This is a genomic window from Nonomuraea mangrovi (assembly GCF_042681425.1).
GTDB classification, from domain to species: Bacteria; Actinomycetota; Actinomycetes; order Streptosporangiales; family Streptosporangiaceae; genus Nonomuraea; species Nonomuraea mangrovi.
Genome location: NZ_JBHUFV010000056.1, coordinates 73,164 through 87,788, shown reverse-complemented (window position 1 = coordinate 87,788; position 14,625 = coordinate 73,164). Strand labels below are relative to the sequence as shown.

The 14,625-nt window shown below is 69.8% G+C and carries 16 protein-coding genes; 10 read left to right on the top strand and 6 right to left on the bottom strand.

The window, feature by feature from the left end:
* Window positions 1-468 precede the first annotated feature (468 nt).
* On the bottom strand, window positions 469-1,716 hold the full coding sequence (locus tag ACFSKW_RS38105) for a glycoside hydrolase family 18 protein (RefSeq protein ID WP_379578350.1): 1,248 nt from the start codon (window positions 1,714-1,716) through the stop codon (window positions 469-471).
* Window positions 1,717-1,839: 123 nt separating this feature from the next.
* Here ACFSKW_RS38105 and hemW point away from each other — a divergent pair, with 123 nt between their 5' ends.
* Entirely contained in the window at window positions 1,840-3,060 is a 1,221-nt protein-coding gene (hemW, locus tag ACFSKW_RS38100; RefSeq protein ID WP_379578348.1) for a radical SAM family heme chaperone HemW, read from the top strand.
* A gap of 78 nt (window positions 3,061-3,138) precedes the next feature.
* Here hemW and ACFSKW_RS38095 read toward each other — a convergent pair whose 3' ends face one another.
* Genes ACFSKW_RS38095 through ACFSKW_RS38085 form a run of 3 tightly spaced genes read right to left on the bottom strand, consistent with a single transcriptional unit; the run spans window position 3,139 to window position 5,364 of the window.
* A complete protein-coding gene (locus tag ACFSKW_RS38095) occupies window positions 3,139-3,957 on the bottom strand; it encodes a magnetosome magnetite crystal formation protein family (RefSeq protein ID WP_379578346.1) in 819 nt (272 codons plus the stop codon).
* Window positions 3,957-4,763 (bottom strand): DUF3097 domain-containing protein, encoded by an 807-nt coding sequence (locus ACFSKW_RS38090; RefSeq protein WP_379578344.1) that lies wholly within the window; start codon window positions 4,761-4,763, stop codon window positions 3,957-3,959. The genes ACFSKW_RS38095 and ACFSKW_RS38090 overlap by 1 nt, the downstream gene beginning before the upstream one ends.
* Complete coding sequence (locus ACFSKW_RS38085; RefSeq protein WP_379578342.1) at window positions 4,750-5,364, bottom strand: hypothetical protein; 615 nt, start codon at window positions 5,362-5,364, stop codon at window positions 4,750-4,752. Before ACFSKW_RS38085 ends, ACFSKW_RS38090 begins: the two co-directional genes overlap by 14 nt.
* Before the next feature lie 141 nt (window positions 5,365-5,505).
* Between ACFSKW_RS38085 and hrcA the strand changes: the two genes are divergently transcribed.
* From hrcA to ACFSKW_RS38070, 3 genes are all read left to right on the top strand, one after another.
* The gene (gene hrcA, locus ACFSKW_RS38080; protein WP_379578340.1) at window positions 5,506-6,510 is read left to right on the top strand and encodes a heat-inducible transcriptional repressor HrcA; all 1,005 of its coding nucleotides are present in this window, start codon (window positions 5,506-5,508) and stop codon (window positions 6,508-6,510) included.
* 11 nt (window positions 6,511-6,521) lie between these two features.
* A complete protein-coding gene (dnaJ, locus tag ACFSKW_RS38075; RefSeq protein ID WP_379578338.1) occupies window positions 6,522-7,658 on the top strand; it encodes a molecular chaperone DnaJ in 1,137 nt (378 codons plus the stop codon).
* Window positions 7,659-7,787: 129 nt separating this feature from the next.
* Complete coding sequence (locus ACFSKW_RS38070) at window positions 7,788-8,519, top strand: 16S rRNA (uracil(1498)-N(3))-methyltransferase (RefSeq protein ID WP_379578336.1); 732 nt, start codon at window positions 7,788-7,790, stop codon at window positions 8,517-8,519.
* A 2-nt stretch (window positions 8,520-8,521) separates the two neighbouring features.
* Here the strand turns inward: ACFSKW_RS38070 and ACFSKW_RS38065 are convergent, their stop codons facing one another.
* Both ACFSKW_RS38065 and ACFSKW_RS38060 read right to left on the bottom strand, forming a co-directional pair.
* Window positions 8,522-9,139 (bottom strand): hypothetical protein, encoded by a 618-nt coding sequence (locus ACFSKW_RS38065; protein WP_379578334.1) that lies wholly within the window; start codon window positions 9,137-9,139, stop codon window positions 8,522-8,524.
* Complete coding sequence (locus ACFSKW_RS38060; protein ID WP_183660508.1) at window positions 9,136-9,615, bottom strand: SigE family RNA polymerase sigma factor; 480 nt, start codon at window positions 9,613-9,615, stop codon at window positions 9,136-9,138. Before ACFSKW_RS38060 ends, ACFSKW_RS38065 begins: the two co-directional genes overlap by 4 nt.
* Window positions 9,616-9,915: 300 nt before the next feature.
* Between ACFSKW_RS38060 and ACFSKW_RS38055 the strand changes: the two genes are divergently transcribed.
* From ACFSKW_RS38055 to ACFSKW_RS38030, 6 genes are all read left to right on the top strand, one after another.
* On the top strand, window positions 9,916-10,260 hold the full coding sequence (locus ACFSKW_RS38055; RefSeq protein WP_379578332.1) for a histidine triad nucleotide-binding protein: 345 nt from the start codon (window positions 9,916-9,918) through the stop codon (window positions 10,258-10,260).
* A 90-nt stretch (window positions 10,261-10,350) separates the two neighbouring features.
* Window positions 10,351-11,385: a PhoH family protein gene (locus ACFSKW_RS38050; RefSeq protein ID WP_379578330.1), complete on the top strand. Its 1,035-nt coding sequence runs from the start codon at window positions 10,351-10,353 to the stop codon at window positions 11,383-11,385.
* 40 nt (window positions 11,386-11,425) lie between these two features.
* Window positions 11,426-11,902, top strand: a complete 477-nt coding sequence (ybeY, locus tag ACFSKW_RS38045) for an rRNA maturation RNase YbeY (RefSeq protein ID WP_379578328.1) — start codon at window positions 11,426-11,428, stop codon at window positions 11,900-11,902.
* Window positions 11,899-13,191, top strand: a complete 1,293-nt coding sequence (locus ACFSKW_RS38040; protein WP_379578326.1) for a hemolysin family protein — start codon at window positions 11,899-11,901, stop codon at window positions 13,189-13,191. Before ybeY ends, ACFSKW_RS38040 begins: the two co-directional genes overlap by 4 nt.
* 449 nt (window positions 13,192-13,640) lie before the next feature.
* The gene (locus ACFSKW_RS38035; protein ID WP_379578324.1) at window positions 13,641-14,294 is read left to right on the top strand and encodes a hypothetical protein; all 654 of its coding nucleotides are present in this window, start codon (window positions 13,641-13,643) and stop codon (window positions 14,292-14,294) included.
* A gap of 9 nt (window positions 14,295-14,303) precedes the next feature.
* Window positions 14,304-14,624, top strand: a complete 321-nt coding sequence (locus ACFSKW_RS38030) for a cytidine/deoxycytidylate deaminase family protein (RefSeq protein WP_379578322.1) — start codon at window positions 14,304-14,306, stop codon at window positions 14,622-14,624.
* Window position 14,625: the final 1 nt, after the last annotated feature.

Here is a 14,625-nt window from a genome sequence, read left to right as displayed (position 1 = left end):
CCCGAGCCGGACAGCGTCGTGACGAGCGTGACCGCGAGGATGGACGACAGGCGTCGCGGTACGACATGCATGGGTTGACTCCAGGCGACGGGGTGCAGGCGTGAGCGCGTGCACGGCGGCGGGAAAGGGACGGGGGAATCGTCGCCGCTCCGGGGTCCGTGATCGTCCCCTGTGGGTGGCCTTTCCGCGTACGCCGGGGGGCGCAGTTGCGCCGGTACCGGCACCACCGGAGGAGTAGTGCCGGCTCCCGCCCGTGCCGACGAGGGAGATCCCCTGGATCGCCACCGCGCGGGGACGAGGCAGTGGGGGCGAAGCAGAGGAGATGAAGCAGAGGAGATGAAGCGAAGGGGGCGTGGGTGACGGCAGATCTGGCGCGTGGTCGCGGGGACGGCGCGAACCCCTTGCGCCGTCCCCGCGGGTCGAGCCCCTCGCCTGCCGTTCACCATGCTCGCGGGCACGCGAGGAAGGTCAGCGGAGGACCTGGTACAGGGCCGAGGTGAGGGAGGCCTTGGCGTCGTCCTGGTCGATGGACCACATCATCGACCCGCCGAGCCCCTTGAGCCGGATGTAGGCGGCCTTCTGCACCATCACGGCCGGATCGTCGTACGACCAGAACTCGTTCCCGTCGTACAGCCACACCGTGCCGGTCCGCAGGTCGCGGTAGCGCTTGCCGGGCTTGCCGACCAGGTCCTTGTAGTCCTCGGTACCGGCCGCCCACTTGCCGGGGGCGGGCCCGGTCGCGGGCTTGTACAGGCCGTCGCCGCCGGCGGTGACCCCGGTCCAGCCCTGGCCGTAGGCGGGCACGCCGACCACGATCTTCCTGGCGGGGGCGCCGCGGGACAGGTAGTCGCGGACGGTCTGGTCGACGCTGTAGCGCACCGGGTTCGGGTCGCGGCGGTCGGTCAGGAGGTTGCCGTTGTGCCCGGTCTGCGCTTCCCACGAGCCGCGCAGGTCGTAGCCCTGGATGGTGGCGAAGTCGAGCAGCTTGAACACCTTGCGCACCTCGAACCCGGCGTCGATCTTCGTCGCCGCGGCGGGGAGGAAGGCGGTGAGTTCGGCGGAGCGGGAGTGCGCGTCCATCCTCGACCTGAGCTCGGACAGGAACAGGGTGAAGTTCCGCCTGTCCTCGGGCCTGATCACGTTGCCCGGGGCGCCCTCGGAGCCGGGCCACTCCCAGTCGAGGTCGAGGCCGTCGAACACGCCCACGGCCGCGCCCGCCTCGAGGCCGGGCAGGTTGCCCTTCAGCCACATGTCGACGCAGGAGGTGGCCAGCTTGGCGCGCGCCTCGGGGGTGAGGACGGCGTCGGAGAAGTGGCGGGAGCCCGTCCAGCCGCCGAGGGAGAGCAGCACGCGCAGCCCGGGGTGCTTGGCCTTGAGCTTGCGCAGCTGGTTGAGGTTGCCGTTGAGCGCCTGGCCGGGGGCGTCGGCGACGCCGTCCACGCTCTGCTCGGCGGGGACGGGCCGCTGCCAGTCGGCCCACGGGTCGGCGGAGACGCAGGTGCCGTCGGCGGCGACGAAGCCGAAGGCGTAGTTGATGTGGGTCAGCTTGGCGGCCGCGCCGCTGGTGTCCATGTCCTTGACGTGGAAGTTCCTGCCGTAGACGCCCCACTGGATGAAGTAGGCGACTCGCTTGAAACCGCCGTGGGCCTCGGCCGGCAGCGCCACCGCCGTCAGGCCCAGGACTAAGGAGGACAGGATGATGAGGGCTCTCTTCACGGGCGTCTCCAGTGGCGAACTTATAGGAAACTTTCCTTAAAGTTGACCCGGATCGTAGGCCCGCGTGATCGGCGCGTCAATGGGCGGGACGGGGTGGTCCGCGGCGCACGGCAGACTGGAAGCGTGCCATCCACCCTTCCCGACGGCGATCCCGCGCCCGCGTCGGGCGAGTTGCCCGCGAGCGCCCTGCACGGCCTGGGCGAGCGCCCGTTCGGCTTCTACGTCCACGTGCCCTTCTGCGTGACCCGCTGCGGCTACTGCGACTTCAACACCTACACCGCCGCCGAGCTGGGTCCCGGCGCCTCCCACCGCGACTACGCCGACACCGCCATCGAGGAGGTACGGCTGGCCCGCCGCGTCCTCGGCGCCGCCGAGCTGCCCGTCGAAACCGTGTTCTTCGGCGGAGGCACTCCCACGCTGCTGCCCGCGGCCGACCTGGCCAGGATCCTGCGCGCGATCGACGAGGAGTTCGGCCTGGCCCAGGGCGCCGAGGTGACCACCGAGGCCAACCCCGAGTCGGTCGACCCCGCCTACCTGGACAGGCTGCGCGACGGCGGCTTCAACCGGGTCAGCTTCGGCATGCAGAGCGCCAGGGAACACGTGCTGAAGGTCCTCGACAGGCACCACACCCCGGGGAGGGCGGCGCAGGCCGTACAGGAGGCGAAGAAGGCCGGGTTCGACCACGTCAACCTGGACCTGATCTACAGCACGCCAGGAGAGAGCGACGACGACTGGCGGGCCTCGCTGCGGGCGGCGATCGAGGCCGAGCCCGACCACGTCTCCGCCTACTCGCTGATCGTCGAGGACGGCACCAGGCTGGCGGCCAGGATCAGGCGCGGAGAGCTGCCGATGCCCGACGACGACGTGGCGGCCGACCGCTATCTCATCGCCGACGAGCTGCTGTCACAGGCGGGCTTCGAGTGGTACGAGGTGTCGAACTGGGCCACCTCCGCGGAGGGCAGGTGCCGGCACAACCTGCTCTACTGGACCGGCGGCGACTGGTGGGCGGTCGGGCCGGGCGCGCACAGCCACGTGGGCGGCACCCGCTGGTGGAACGTCAAGCATCCGGCCGCCTACGCGCAGCGCCTGGCGGCGGGCACCTCGCCCGCGCACGCGCGCGAGGTGCTCACCGCCGGAGACCGCGAGGTGGAGCGGCTGATGCTGGAGCTGCGACTGGCCTCCGGCTACCCGCTGGACGGCGTGGCGCAGGAGGCGCGCACCGTCGTGGCCAGAGCGCTGGGCGACGGGCTGCTGGAGACCGAGCCGTTCAAAGCGGGGCGCATGGTTCTCACCCTGCGCGGCAGGCTGCTGGCCGACGCCCTGATCCGTGACCTGACCCTGTAGCGCGCCGGATCGCGAAGGCGGCGGCGCGCTCGTCGAACACGCCGGGCTCCGCCTCGGGCGACCGCGGGTTCAGGACCGTCAGCGGACGAAGGTGATGTTGACGGGGTAGCGGTGGTTCTGGCCTCTGTTGGCCGCCACCGCCGCCATGATCTCGAAGATCAACGCGGCGATCCACAGCACGAACATCAGCAGGAATCCGATCAGCACGAACGACAGCACGATGCAGACGATGTAGCCGATGAAGACCGTGATCTGGAAGTTGAGCGCCTGCGCCGCCTGGTCGCGGACGTAGGGGGACTCGTCACGCTTGACCAAGTAGAGGATCAGCGGACCGACGAAGCCGGTGAGGATGCCGAGCAGGTGGGCCAGCATCGCCATGCTGGTGTCGTCGCTGCCTGGCCTGGGGCCGTACTGGCCGGGCGTGTACGGCGGGCGCTGGTAGCCGGCAGGACCGTAGCCGGGCTGCTGGCCGTATCCCTGCTGGCTGTAACCCTGCTGGCCGTAACCCTGCGGGTCGTATGCCTGCTGGCCGTAACCCTGCGGGTCGTATGCCTGCTGGCCGTAACCCTGCGGGTCGTATGCCTGCTGGCCGTAACCCTGCGGGTCGTATGCCTGCTGGCCGTAGCCCAGCGGTGGCGGATAGCCCTGCGAAGGGCCGTACCCCTGCGAAGGACCGTACCCTCCTGAGGGAGGTTGTCCATGACCGCCGGACGGCTGGCCGTAACCCCCTGACGGCTGGCCGTAGTCGGGCGGCGGCGGGTTGTGACCCCCTGAGGGCTGACCGCCTGACGGCGGGCCGTACCCCGGTTGTTGCTGCGGGCCGGAACCCGGCAGGTCGGAACGCTCGACGCGCCTGGTGGCGTCCCCGTCGGGCGGTTGAGGGAAGTTCTCGCTCATCATGTCTCCGTCACGAAGTCGATCAGCTCTTCGACCCTGCCGAGCAGAGAAGGCTCGAGGTCGGCATATGTGGAAACCGCGCCCAGGATCCTGCGCCACGCGTCGGCGGGTTCGAGCCCCCAGCCCAGCGCGGCGATCACGCCTTCCTTCCACGGCAGCCCGCGCGGCACCTGCGGCCACGCGGGAATGCGCAGCACGGAGGGCTTGACCGCCTGCCAGATGTCGACGAACGGATGCCCGACGACCAGCACGTGCGGCGAGGTCACCTGAGCGGCGATCCGGCTCTCCTTCGAGCCGGGAACCAGATGGTCGACCAGCACGCCGAGCTTGCGCTCCGGCCCTGGACCGAACTCCTCGACGATCGAGGGCAGGTCGTCCACGCCCTCCAGATACTCCACCACCACGCCCTCGACGCGCAGGTCGTGGCCCCAGATCTTCTCCACGAGCGCCGCGTCGTGCACACCTTCGACGTAGATGCGGCTCTCCCTGGCCACCCTGGCGCGCAGGCCCTCGACGGCGATGGAACCCGAGGCGCTGCGACGCGGGCCCGCGGGGGCGGACGCGGCAGGCCGCACCAGCGTCACGGGCTTGCCGTCCAGCAGGAAGGCGGCGGGCGCCAGCGGGAACAGGCGCCGCTTGCCGAAGCGGTCCTCGAGCGTGACGGCCTCCTTGTCGCAGGCCACCACCGCGCCGCAGAACCCGCTGTCGGCGTCCTCCACGACCAGGTCGCGTTCGGCCGGCACGGCCGGGATCTTCCCCTTGCCCGGGCGCCGCCAGTTCCCCGCAAGAACGTCACGCTCGTACATGGGGGGACCGTAGCAAATCGCCGTTCCTGCGCGCGTTGCTCCTGCGGACGAGGATCGCGATCGTCATGATGATCGCGAACAGGATGCCCGCTCCCGGCACGGCCAGCAGCACGAGGACGCTGCCGGCGATCTCACCCATCGCCGCGGTGAGCAGGCGGCCGACACCGAAGCGCGCCTCGGCGTCCTCCTCGGCGCTGCAGTAGACCTCGTACTCGCCCTTCTCCGGCACGTCGATGACGTGGACGAGCTCCCACTCGTTGACGGTCTGCGTTCCGTTGGGCTCCGACAGGCCGCCCCCGTCGATCTCGCACGAGAAGCGGACGGGCCGCCTGCTCGACAGGTAGAGCCCCGGCTCGTCGGCGGGGTCGATCGTCACCGTGACGGGTTCGCCAGGGGCGAAGGACCTGGCGGGGACCAGCTCTTTCAGGGTGGAGTCGAGGTCCGAGGCGAACCCGGCGACACCGCTGACCGCCGTCAGTAACGCCACCGTCCAGACGACCGCGATCCACCAGGCACGCGGCCTGATCTGCCCCGGGGCAGGAGGTGGAACGTAGGCGCCGTACCTCGGGTCCTGCCGGTACGGGGGTGGAACGTCGGTCATGACCACTATTGTCGACCTGCGGCTTGCAGTCAGCTTGACTAGGTGTGTTATCGCACCCTGTGGGCGAGAGCCGTACACTTGGCACTCGGGAACACAGAGTGCTAGACCTGTCGTTTCCTTTACAGGCAGGGAGGTGAGCACGTGCTCGATGATCGAAAGCTTGCGGTGCTCCGCGCCATTGTCGAGGACTACGTGTCCACCAACGAACCGGTGGGCTCCAAGGCGCTGGCCGAGCGCCACAACCTGAACGTCTCTCCGGCCACGGTCAGGAACGACATGGCCGCGCTGGAGGAGCAGGGCTACATCGCCCAGCCCCACACCAGCGCGGGACGGGTGCCGACGGACAAGGGCTACCGGCTCTTCGTCGACAAGCTCTCGCAGATCAAACCACTGTCGGGCGCCGAGCGCAGGGCGATCGAGACGTTCCTTGCGGGCGCGGTCGACCTCGACGACGTGGTCACCCGCACGGTCAGACTGCTGGCGCAGCTGACCAGGCAGGTCGCGGTGGTGCAGTACCCGACGCTCTCCCAGTCGACGGTTCGTCACCTGGAGTTGGTGCCGCTGACCGACAGGCGGGTGATGTTCGTGCTGATCACGAACACCGGCCGGGTCGAGCAGCGTGTCATCGAGCTGCCGGAGACGATCGAGGAGTCGAGGGTCGCGCACCTGCGCGCGGTGCTCAACGCGTGCCTCGACGGCTGCGGGCTCAACCAGGTGCCCGAGCAGGTCTCGGACCTGCCCGAGCGGTTGCCCGTAGAGGACCGGCCCGCCGCGGCGACGATCCTCTCGGTGCTGCTGGAGACCCTCGTCGAGCGCCACGACGAGAAGATCGTCTTCGCCGGCGCGGCCAACCTGGCGGGCGCCGACTTCACCACGGGTCTGCGCGACGTGCTCGAGGCGCTGGAGGAGCAGGTCGTGCTGATGCGCCTGCTGGGCGAGACCTCCGACATGCCGACCACGCTCACCGTCAGGATCGGCTCGGAAAACCCCTACACAGGACTGCGTGGCACCTCCCTCGTCGCCACAGGGTACGGTTCGGGGGCTCGCCTCGGCGTGCTCGGTCCCACCCGGATGGACTACCCCGTGACGATGGGCGCTGTGCGCGCGGTGGCACGCTACGTCAGCCAGATCCTGGCTGCTTCATAAGAGGTCGATAAGTGGCAAACGACTACTACGGCACCCTCGGGGTACGCCGTGACGCCAGTCAGGACGAGATCAAGAAGGCCTATCGTCGGCTGGCTCGCGAGCTTCACCCCGACGTGAACCCCGATCCTGCGACCCAGGAGCGCTTCAAGGAGATCACGCAGGCCTACGAGGTCCTGTCCGATCCCAACAAGCGGCAGATGTACGACCTGGGCGCCGACCCGTTCGCGGGCGCGGGTGCGGGCGCCGGAGCCGGCGGATTCGGAGCCGGTTTCCCCTTCAGCGACATCATGGACGCCTTCTTCGGCGGGGCGGGCGGCAGCCGTGGCCCCCGCTCCCGTGCCAGGAGAGGACGCAACGCCACGATCAGGGTCGAGCTCGACCTGCGCGAGGCGGCGTTCGGCACCACCAGGGAGCTCAACGTCGACACGGCCGTGCTGTGCGAGGTCTGCTCGGGTTCGGGCGCCGCGCCGGGCACGCATCCCGACACCTGCGACATGTGCCAGGGGCGCGGCGAGATCTCCCAGGTCACCAGGTCCTTCCTGGGCCAGGTCATGACCTCGAGGCCGTGCCCCCAGTGCGGCGGCTTCGGCTCGATCATCAGGCACCCCTGCCAGGAGTGCTCGGGCGACGGCAGGGTCCGCACCCGCCGTACGATCAAGGTCCGCATCCCCGCGGGCGTCGAGGACGGCACCCACATCCAGCTGGCGGGCGAGGGCGAGGTCGGCCCCGGCGGCGGCCCTCCCGGAGACCTGTTCCTGGAGATCGTCGAGAAGCCGCACGAGATCTTCGAGCGGCGTGGCGACGACCTCCACTGCACGGTCCAGATCCCGATGACCGCCGCGGCGCTCGGCACGTCGCTGACCGTCGAGACCCTCGACGGCGCGGAGGAGATCGACGTCCGGCCGGGCACCCAGTCGGGCCAGGTCATCACGATGTACGGCAGGGGCGTCCAGCGTCTCAGCGAGACCGGCCGCGGCGACCTGCTGATCCACGTCAACGTGGAGACCCCCCTCCGCCTCGACCAGGCGCAGGAGGACCTGCTGCGGGAGCTGTCCAAGCTGCGCGGCGAGGAGCGCCCGCCGGGCAAGTTCGCTCCAGGCCAGCAAGGCTTCTTCTCCCGCCTCAGGGACGCCTTCAACGGCCGCTGACCCTCTTCTCCTGTACGGCAGGCCGGTCCGGCCCCACCGCGGTCACGTGGCCGGGGCCCGTCCATCACGCGACTCCAGCGGGACTCCGGCCGGCCGCCGTCACATCGCCCGCCCAAGGGGGAGCCTGCTGTGACCGTGCCCTTGTTCCTCGCCGACGCCGCGGACCTCGGCCGTGCCGAGTTCGTGCTCGGCGGCGCCGAGGGCCGCCACGCCGCGGCCGTGCGGCGCATCCGTCAAGGTGAGCGGATCGACCTGACCGACGGCGCTGGGCTGGGCGCCGAGTGCGTGGCCAGGGAGGTGCTCAAGGATTCCCTGCGCGTGGAGGTCCTGCGCCGTTTCGAGGTGCCCGCGCCTTCGCCGCGCCTCGTCGTGGTGCAGGGTCTGCCCAAGGGCGACAGGGGCGAGTTGGCCGTCGAGATGATGACCGAGGCGGGCGTGGACGTGATCGTGCCGTGGTCGGCCTCGCGCAGCGTCACGCAGTGGAAGGGCGACAGGGCGGCCAAGTCGCTCGCGAAGTGGCAGGCGACGGCCAGGGAGGCGGGCAAGCAGGCCCGCAGGTTCCACGCCGCCACGGTCACCCCTCAGCACTCGACGGCGCAGGTGGCCGAGCTGCTCGCGGGTGCGGCGCTGGCGCTGGTGCTGCACGAGGAGGCCGAGGAGGGGCTGGCGACGGTCGAGCTGCCCGCGGCGGGTGACATCGTCCTCGTCGTGGGGCCCGAGGGCGGGATCGCGGGGGAGGAGCTCGACAGGTTCACGGCGGCGAAGGCCGTACCCGCGCTGCTCGGGCCGACGGTGCTGCGAACCTCGACGGCGGGGGTCGCGGCGGCCGCCGTCGTGCAGGCTCGCACGGGGCGCTGGTAGCGCTAGGGGCTGGACAGCGGGCTGGCGATCTCGCTGGGCGAGGGCGCGGGGTCCTCGGGCGAGCACTGGTCGGCGCCGCAGTCAGGATTGTCGGGGTTCTGCAGCGTCTCCGACGGGGTGGCCGACGGTGTCGGAGTCGGGGTGCCGTCCGCGCACTCCTCCGGCGGCTCGGAGCTCCCCTTCGCGCACGGCGTGGGCGTGGGGGTCGGCGTGGGCGTCTTCTTGCTCGGCGCGTGCGTCTCCGACCGCTCGGTGGGCGGCGCGCTGGTCACGGGAGGCGGCGGCACGGCCGGCTGGCTGCGCCTGGTCGGCGGCGCCTTGGTCGGCGGGCGGGTGGTCGAGGAGATGTCAGGCGGCAGCTCGGTGATGTTGTCGACGGGGGCGAAGGGGACGACCACCATGTTGCGGAGGTCGGGGACGACCATCACGATCGTCCCTGCCACGAGGACCGCGCCCGCCGCCGCGGCGCCCGCCCGCAACCAGAAGAGTCCCCGTAGCCCGCGCCTTTCGATGCGGGCGCGGATGATCTCCAAACCCTCGGGAGACGGCACGACCGCGTCCGCCTCCGCGCGCAGCACCCGGCGCAGGATCTCGCCGTGCTCGTCGGGCGGCAGGGTCATGACATCTTCTCCAGAACGGAACGCAGGGCGGCCATGCCACGAGCCGTGTGGCTCTTGACGGCGCCCTTGCTGATGCCCATGGCATGGGCGATCTCGGCCTCGGACAGGTCACCGTAATAACGAAGAACGAGCGCCTCTCTCTGTCGCGCAGGCAGGGCCCGCAGTGCCTCGATGACCGCCGAGCGTTCAAGCTCGCCGATCGCGCCGTTCTCGGCGCTCGGGGCGTCGGGCAGACCCTTGGGAGCATACTTTTCGACGACCGCGCGGTGACGCAGCACGGAACGGGACCGGTTGACGACAGATTGACGTAGGTAGGCGAGTGCTTTGTCGGGGTCACGAAGTCTGCGCCAGGCGCCATGAATGGCGACGAACGCGTCCTGCACGACTTCCTCCGCGGTTGCTATGTCGCGTACGAGCAACACAGCGAGACGCACCAATGACCGAAAGTGCGCGCTGTAGAGCGCAGTCACGGCCATGTCGGCATCCCACCCGACCGGCACCGCCCCTAACGACCTGTCGGCCAGAAGGGTTTCGGTGGTCACATCAGTGGGACGCTCAGCCTTCCCGGAGGGTTTACGCTCTTGCGGTTCCTTAGGGGGCATGACCCAGTCGTGTCCTCGCCAGGTGGCCTCGCCCGACCCTGAATCGTCTTAGTTTCCGGTGGATTGTCGCACAGACACCCTAACCGCGGGGATCTTTGTACGCACGGTATGACGGATTACCGATTGGCAACAGCGGATCACCTCCTTTCTCTTGAGTGACGATAGGGTTCCGACGTGACCGACTGTCTCTTCTGCAAGATCGTGGCCAAGGAGATTCCTGCCGAGATCGTTTACGAGAACGACAGGACGCTGGCCTTTCGCGACATCAATCCGCAGGCGCCCACGCACGTCCTGGTGATCCCGAAGGCGCACCACGCCAACGCGGCCGCGCTGGCCGAGGCCGACGAGGGCCTCGCCGACGACGTGCTCAAGGCCACGCACGCCGTGGCCGTGCAGGAGGGCGTGGCGGAGGGCGGTTATCGCGTGGTCTTCAACACGGGAGCCGGCGCGGGCCAGACCGTTTTCCACGTGCACGCGCACGTTCTCGGCGGTCGTGGCCTGCAGTGGCCGCCCGGCTGATATTGACGCGAACCAGGTAGGGGTGCCCGGCTACCATGAAGTGAGAACACCCGACCGAGACCGGGAGGCATCAGGCCGACAGGCCTGCCCATGTCCGAGCTAAACGAATCCCGCAGAACGGCACCACCCTCGCGCACTCAGGCAAAGGTGCTGATTCCGGACGAATACCCGATGGTCAGCCTCCTTGGCTCTCGTGACGAGTTGCTGCGTGTCATCGAGGGCGCGTTCCGCGCCGACATCCACGTCCGTGGCAACGAGATCACCATCACCGGCAGCCCCGACGAGAGCGGCGCCGTCGTGCGCCTCTTCGAGGAGCTGGTGGAGGTGCTGCGCAACGGCGGCGAGCTGACCGCCGACGCCGTCGAGCGCAGCATCGCCATGCTGAAGATGACCTCCGAACGCCCCGCCGAGGTGCTGTCCCTCGACATCCTCTCCTCGCGCGGGCGCACCATCCGGCCCAAGACCGTCAACCAGAAGCGCTACGTCGACGCGATCGACAAGCACACGATCGTGTTCGGCATCGGCCCCGCCGGCACCGGCAAGACCTATCTCGCCATGGCGAAGGCCGTACGCGCGCTTCAGGAGAAGAAGGTCAACCGGATCATCCTGACCAGGCCCGCCGTGGAGGCGGGAGAGCGGCTCGGCTTCCTGCCCGGCACGCTCTACGAGAAGATCGACCCCTACCTGCGCCCGCTCTACGACGCGCTGCACGACATGATCGACCCTGAGTCCATCCCCAAGCTGATGGCCGCGGGCACGATCGAGGTCGCGCCGCTGGCGTACATGCGCGGTCGCACGCTCAACGACGCCTTCATCATCCTCGACGAGGCGCAGAACTCCTCGGCCGAGCAGATGAAGATGTTCCTGACGCGACTGGGCTTCAACTCCAAGATCGTCGTGACCGGTGACGTCACCCAGGTCGACCTGCCCAGTGGCACGACGAGCGGCCTGCGCGTGGTGCAGGAGATCCTCGACGGCATCCCCGACATCCACTTCGCGCGGCTCACCAGCTCCGACGTGGTTCGTCACAAGCTGGTCAGCGACATCGTGGACGCCTACGGGCGCTACGACGCGCTCCAGGAGCCGAAGCAGATCCACCAGCAGCGACGGGGGAAGCGGCCATGAGCGAGCGCCGGATGCTCATGCGGCCGGTGGAGGAGGACGTATGAGCATCGAGGTCAACAACGAGTCCGGCGTCGAGGTCGACGAGCAGGGGTTCGCCGCCCTCGCCGGGCACGTGCTGCAGGAGATGGGCATCAACCCTCTGGCCGAGCTGTCGATCCTGGTGGTCGAGGAGGGGGCCATGGCCGACCTGCACGAGAAGTGGATGGGCGAGCCTGGCCCGACCGACGTGCTGTCCTTCCCGATGGACGAGCTGCGCCCGGGCGGGGGCGCGCGAGGCGACGGCGACAGCGCCACCGACCCCGCGCTCCTCGGCGACGTCGTGCTGTGCCCGCAGGTGGCCGCCAAGCAGGCCACCGCGGCAGGCCACAGCGCCCAGGACGAGCTCGACCTGCTGCTCACCCACGGCATCCTGCACCTGCTCGGCTACGACCACGCCGAGCCGGAAGAGCACAAGGAGATGTTCGGCCTGCAGGCCAAGCTCCTGGAGTCGTGGCGGGAGGTGCGCACCCAGCGGTGAACGCGTGGCTGCTTTCGGCCGTCGTTCTCGTGGTGATCGGCGGTTTGATCGCCAGTGCGGAAACGGCCCTGACCCGCATTTCCCGGGTGCGTGCGGAGGAGTTCGTGCGTGAGGGACGCAGGGGGGCCGAGCGGCTGCAGGCCATCGTCGCCGACCCACCGCGCTACCTCAACCTGCTCCTGCTGCTCAGGCTGAGCTGCGAGCTGATCGCCACGGTGATCGCCACGCTGATGTTCATCGACCTGCTCGGCGACCAGGGCTCGGCCTACGCCGCCGCGGCCGCCGTCATGATCGTGGTCAGCTACGTCATCGTCGGTGTCTCGCCGCGTACGCTGGGCCGCCAGCACGCCGAACCGATCGCGCTGGCCAGCGCTCCCATCGTGTACGGCCTGACCAGGATCTTCGGGCCGCTGCCCAAGCTGCTGATCCTGCTGGGCAACGCGCTGACGCCTGGCAAGGGGTTCCGCGACGGGCCCTTCACCTCCGAGGCCGAGCTGCGCGACCTGGTCGACCTGGCCGAGGAGCGCAGAGTGATCGAGCCCGACGAGCGCGAGATGATCCACTCGGTGTTCGAGCTCGGCGACACGCTGGTGCGCGAGGTCATGGTGCCCCGTACCGACATGGTCTTCATCGAGCGGGGCAAGACGCTCAACCAGGCGCTCTCGCTGGCGCTGCGCAGCGGCTTCTCCCGCGTGCCCGTCGCCGGCGAGAACGAGGACGACGTCATCGGCATCGCCTACCTCAAGGACATCGCGCGGCGCGTGCAGGAATCGTCCGACGACGCGAGCGCGAAGGTCGAGTCGATCATGCGGCCGGCCACGTACGTGCCCGAGAGCAAGCCGATCGACCAGCTGCTGCGGGAGATGCAGGCCCGTCAGATCCACCTGGCGATCGTCATCGACGAGTACGGCGGCACGGCAGGGCTGGTCACCATCGAGGACATCCTCGAGGAGATCGTCGGCGAGATCGCCGACGAGTACGACCAGGAGGCTCCCCGTGTCGAGACCCAGCCCGACGGGGCGATGCGGGTGACGGCCAGGATGCCGGTCGACGAGCTGGCCGAGCTGTTCGACACCGAGATCGACGTCGACGACGTGGAGACGGTGGGCGGGCTGCTCGCGCACGCGCTGGGCCGGGTGCCGATCGCCGGATCACAGGCGGTCGTGGCGGGGCTGCAGCTGACCGCCGAGAGCCTGGCGGGGCGGCGTAACCGGATCGGCACGGTGGTGGTCAGGCGCGTCACGCCGCCCGAGGACGAGGCCGTCGTCGCTGCCGCCGAGCAGGACTGACCCCCGCCCCCAGGCGGCCGCTCTACCCCCGAGAGCGCGGCCCGTCGCGGGGCAAAAGCCGCGCTGAGCTCCTGTTATCACAAGAGGTCGATGTAGCCGCCAAAGCCGCAAGTGTTCTACAAGCATCTTGCAAGGCCCCACGTACACGATGTTTCTCGACACCCTGTGCGGTGGGTGTCGCAGGGGGTCTCCGAAGTGCCGGAAGGGGTTCGCGGCGCGGAGGGGGCTCCGGGGGGAAACGCGACGCCCGGCCTGCTAGCCGCGGCCAGGCGTTGCATTTCGTAAAGGGTGCTCTCGCCCGGGTGGAACCGGGCGAGGGCACCCTTGCTTGTGTGCCGCCCGCCGATGTGGGTTTGCGATAACACGCACTGAATTGGCGACTCCGGTGGATTGCCGCATTCGTCGACGGGGCAGATATGCCGTCGGCTGAGCGATCATCGGGGGAGATCATGAAGCTGATCATGAGAGCGGCGCTCGCCGCCATGGCCTGCGGGCTGCTCGCGACGTGCCTGGTCGGCTGCGGCGAACGGCGTCCTTACGCGGAGTCGGCGGCCACCGAGGAGAGCGCAAGGCTGCGGCGGCTCCTGCGCGAGCAACCCGCGCTGCCCGACGGCTTCTCTCCCAAGGCGCACGACGCGTGGCGCTCGCCGTTCCCCAAGGGCGATCTCAGCTGCATGGCCGCGTTCCAGACGGCGAGCGGACGTCCGCCGGTGCGGTCGCTGGAGGCGCACGCGGCGGCCAGCTACCAGGGAGACGTGCTCGGCGAGCTGGCCGCGGTCGGGGTGGCCGTCTACGGGGCGGCGCAGGCCGGATGGCACCTGGGCGAACTCGGCAGGGCGATGGACCGCTGTCCCGTGATCGAGGCGGGCGCGCCGGGAAGGGCCACCAGGCTGAGGCTGTCGCCGCTCGTGCTTCCCGAACTGGGCGGCGACGTGGTCAGCAGGCAACTGCGCGGGCGGCTGAACGGCTACCCCTACGCTCTCGACGTGGTGTTCGTCCGCGAAGGCGACAGGCTCCTGTCGGTGGTGCACACCGGGCTCGGCACGGTCGACGTCCACCAGACGGAGGAGCTCGCCAAGGCGTTCGTCGAGCTGGCTCGCTAACCTGGGCTCGTGACTCTCGATGCCGAAGACTCCAAGATCATCACGCTGGCGCGCGCGACCAGGGCGCGGAACGGGGCGCGGGAGGGTGCGGCGGTGCGCGACGAGACGGGCCGCACCTACTCCGCGACCAACGTCGACCTCGCCTCGCTGACGCTGTCGGCCGTCCAGGTGGCCGTGGCCATGGCGGTCTCCAGCGGCGCCCAGTCGCTCGAGGCCGCGGCGCTGGTCACGGACGGCGAGAACGCGAGCGAGAACGACGAGGCGGTGGTGCGCGAGCTGGGCGCCAAGGCCCTGTACGTGGCCGGCCCCGACGGCACACTCAGGGGCTGAC

Coding starts and splice junctions, on each gene's coding strand:
- ACFSKW_RS38050 (WP_379578330.1), top strand. CDS start 10,351: ATGTCCGAGCTAAACGAATCCCGCAGAACGGCACCACCCTCGCGCACT.
- ACFSKW_RS38085 (WP_379578342.1), bottom strand. CDS start 5,364: ATGACCGACGTTCCACCCCCGTACCGGCAGGACCCGAGGTACGGCGCC.
- ACFSKW_RS38060 (WP_183660508.1), bottom strand. CDS start 9,615: ATGGCCGTGACTGCGCTCTACAGCGCGCACTTTCGGTCATTGGTGCGT.
- ACFSKW_RS38065 (WP_379578334.1), bottom strand. CDS start 9,139: ATGACCCTGCCGCCCGACGAGCACGGCGAGATCCTGCGCCGGGTGCTG.
- ACFSKW_RS38035 (WP_379578324.1), top strand. CDS start 13,641: ATGAAGCTGATCATGAGAGCGGCGCTCGCCGCCATGGCCTGCGGGCTG.
- ybeY (WP_379578328.1), top strand. CDS start 11,426: ATGAGCATCGAGGTCAACAACGAGTCCGGCGTCGAGGTCGACGAGCAG.
- ACFSKW_RS38095 (WP_379578346.1), bottom strand. CDS start 3,957: ATGAGCGAGAACTTCCCTCAACCGCCCGACGGGGACGCCACCAGGCGC.
- ACFSKW_RS38090 (WP_379578344.1), bottom strand. CDS start 4,763: ATGTACGAGCGTGACGTTCTTGCGGGGAACTGGCGGCGCCCGGGCAAG.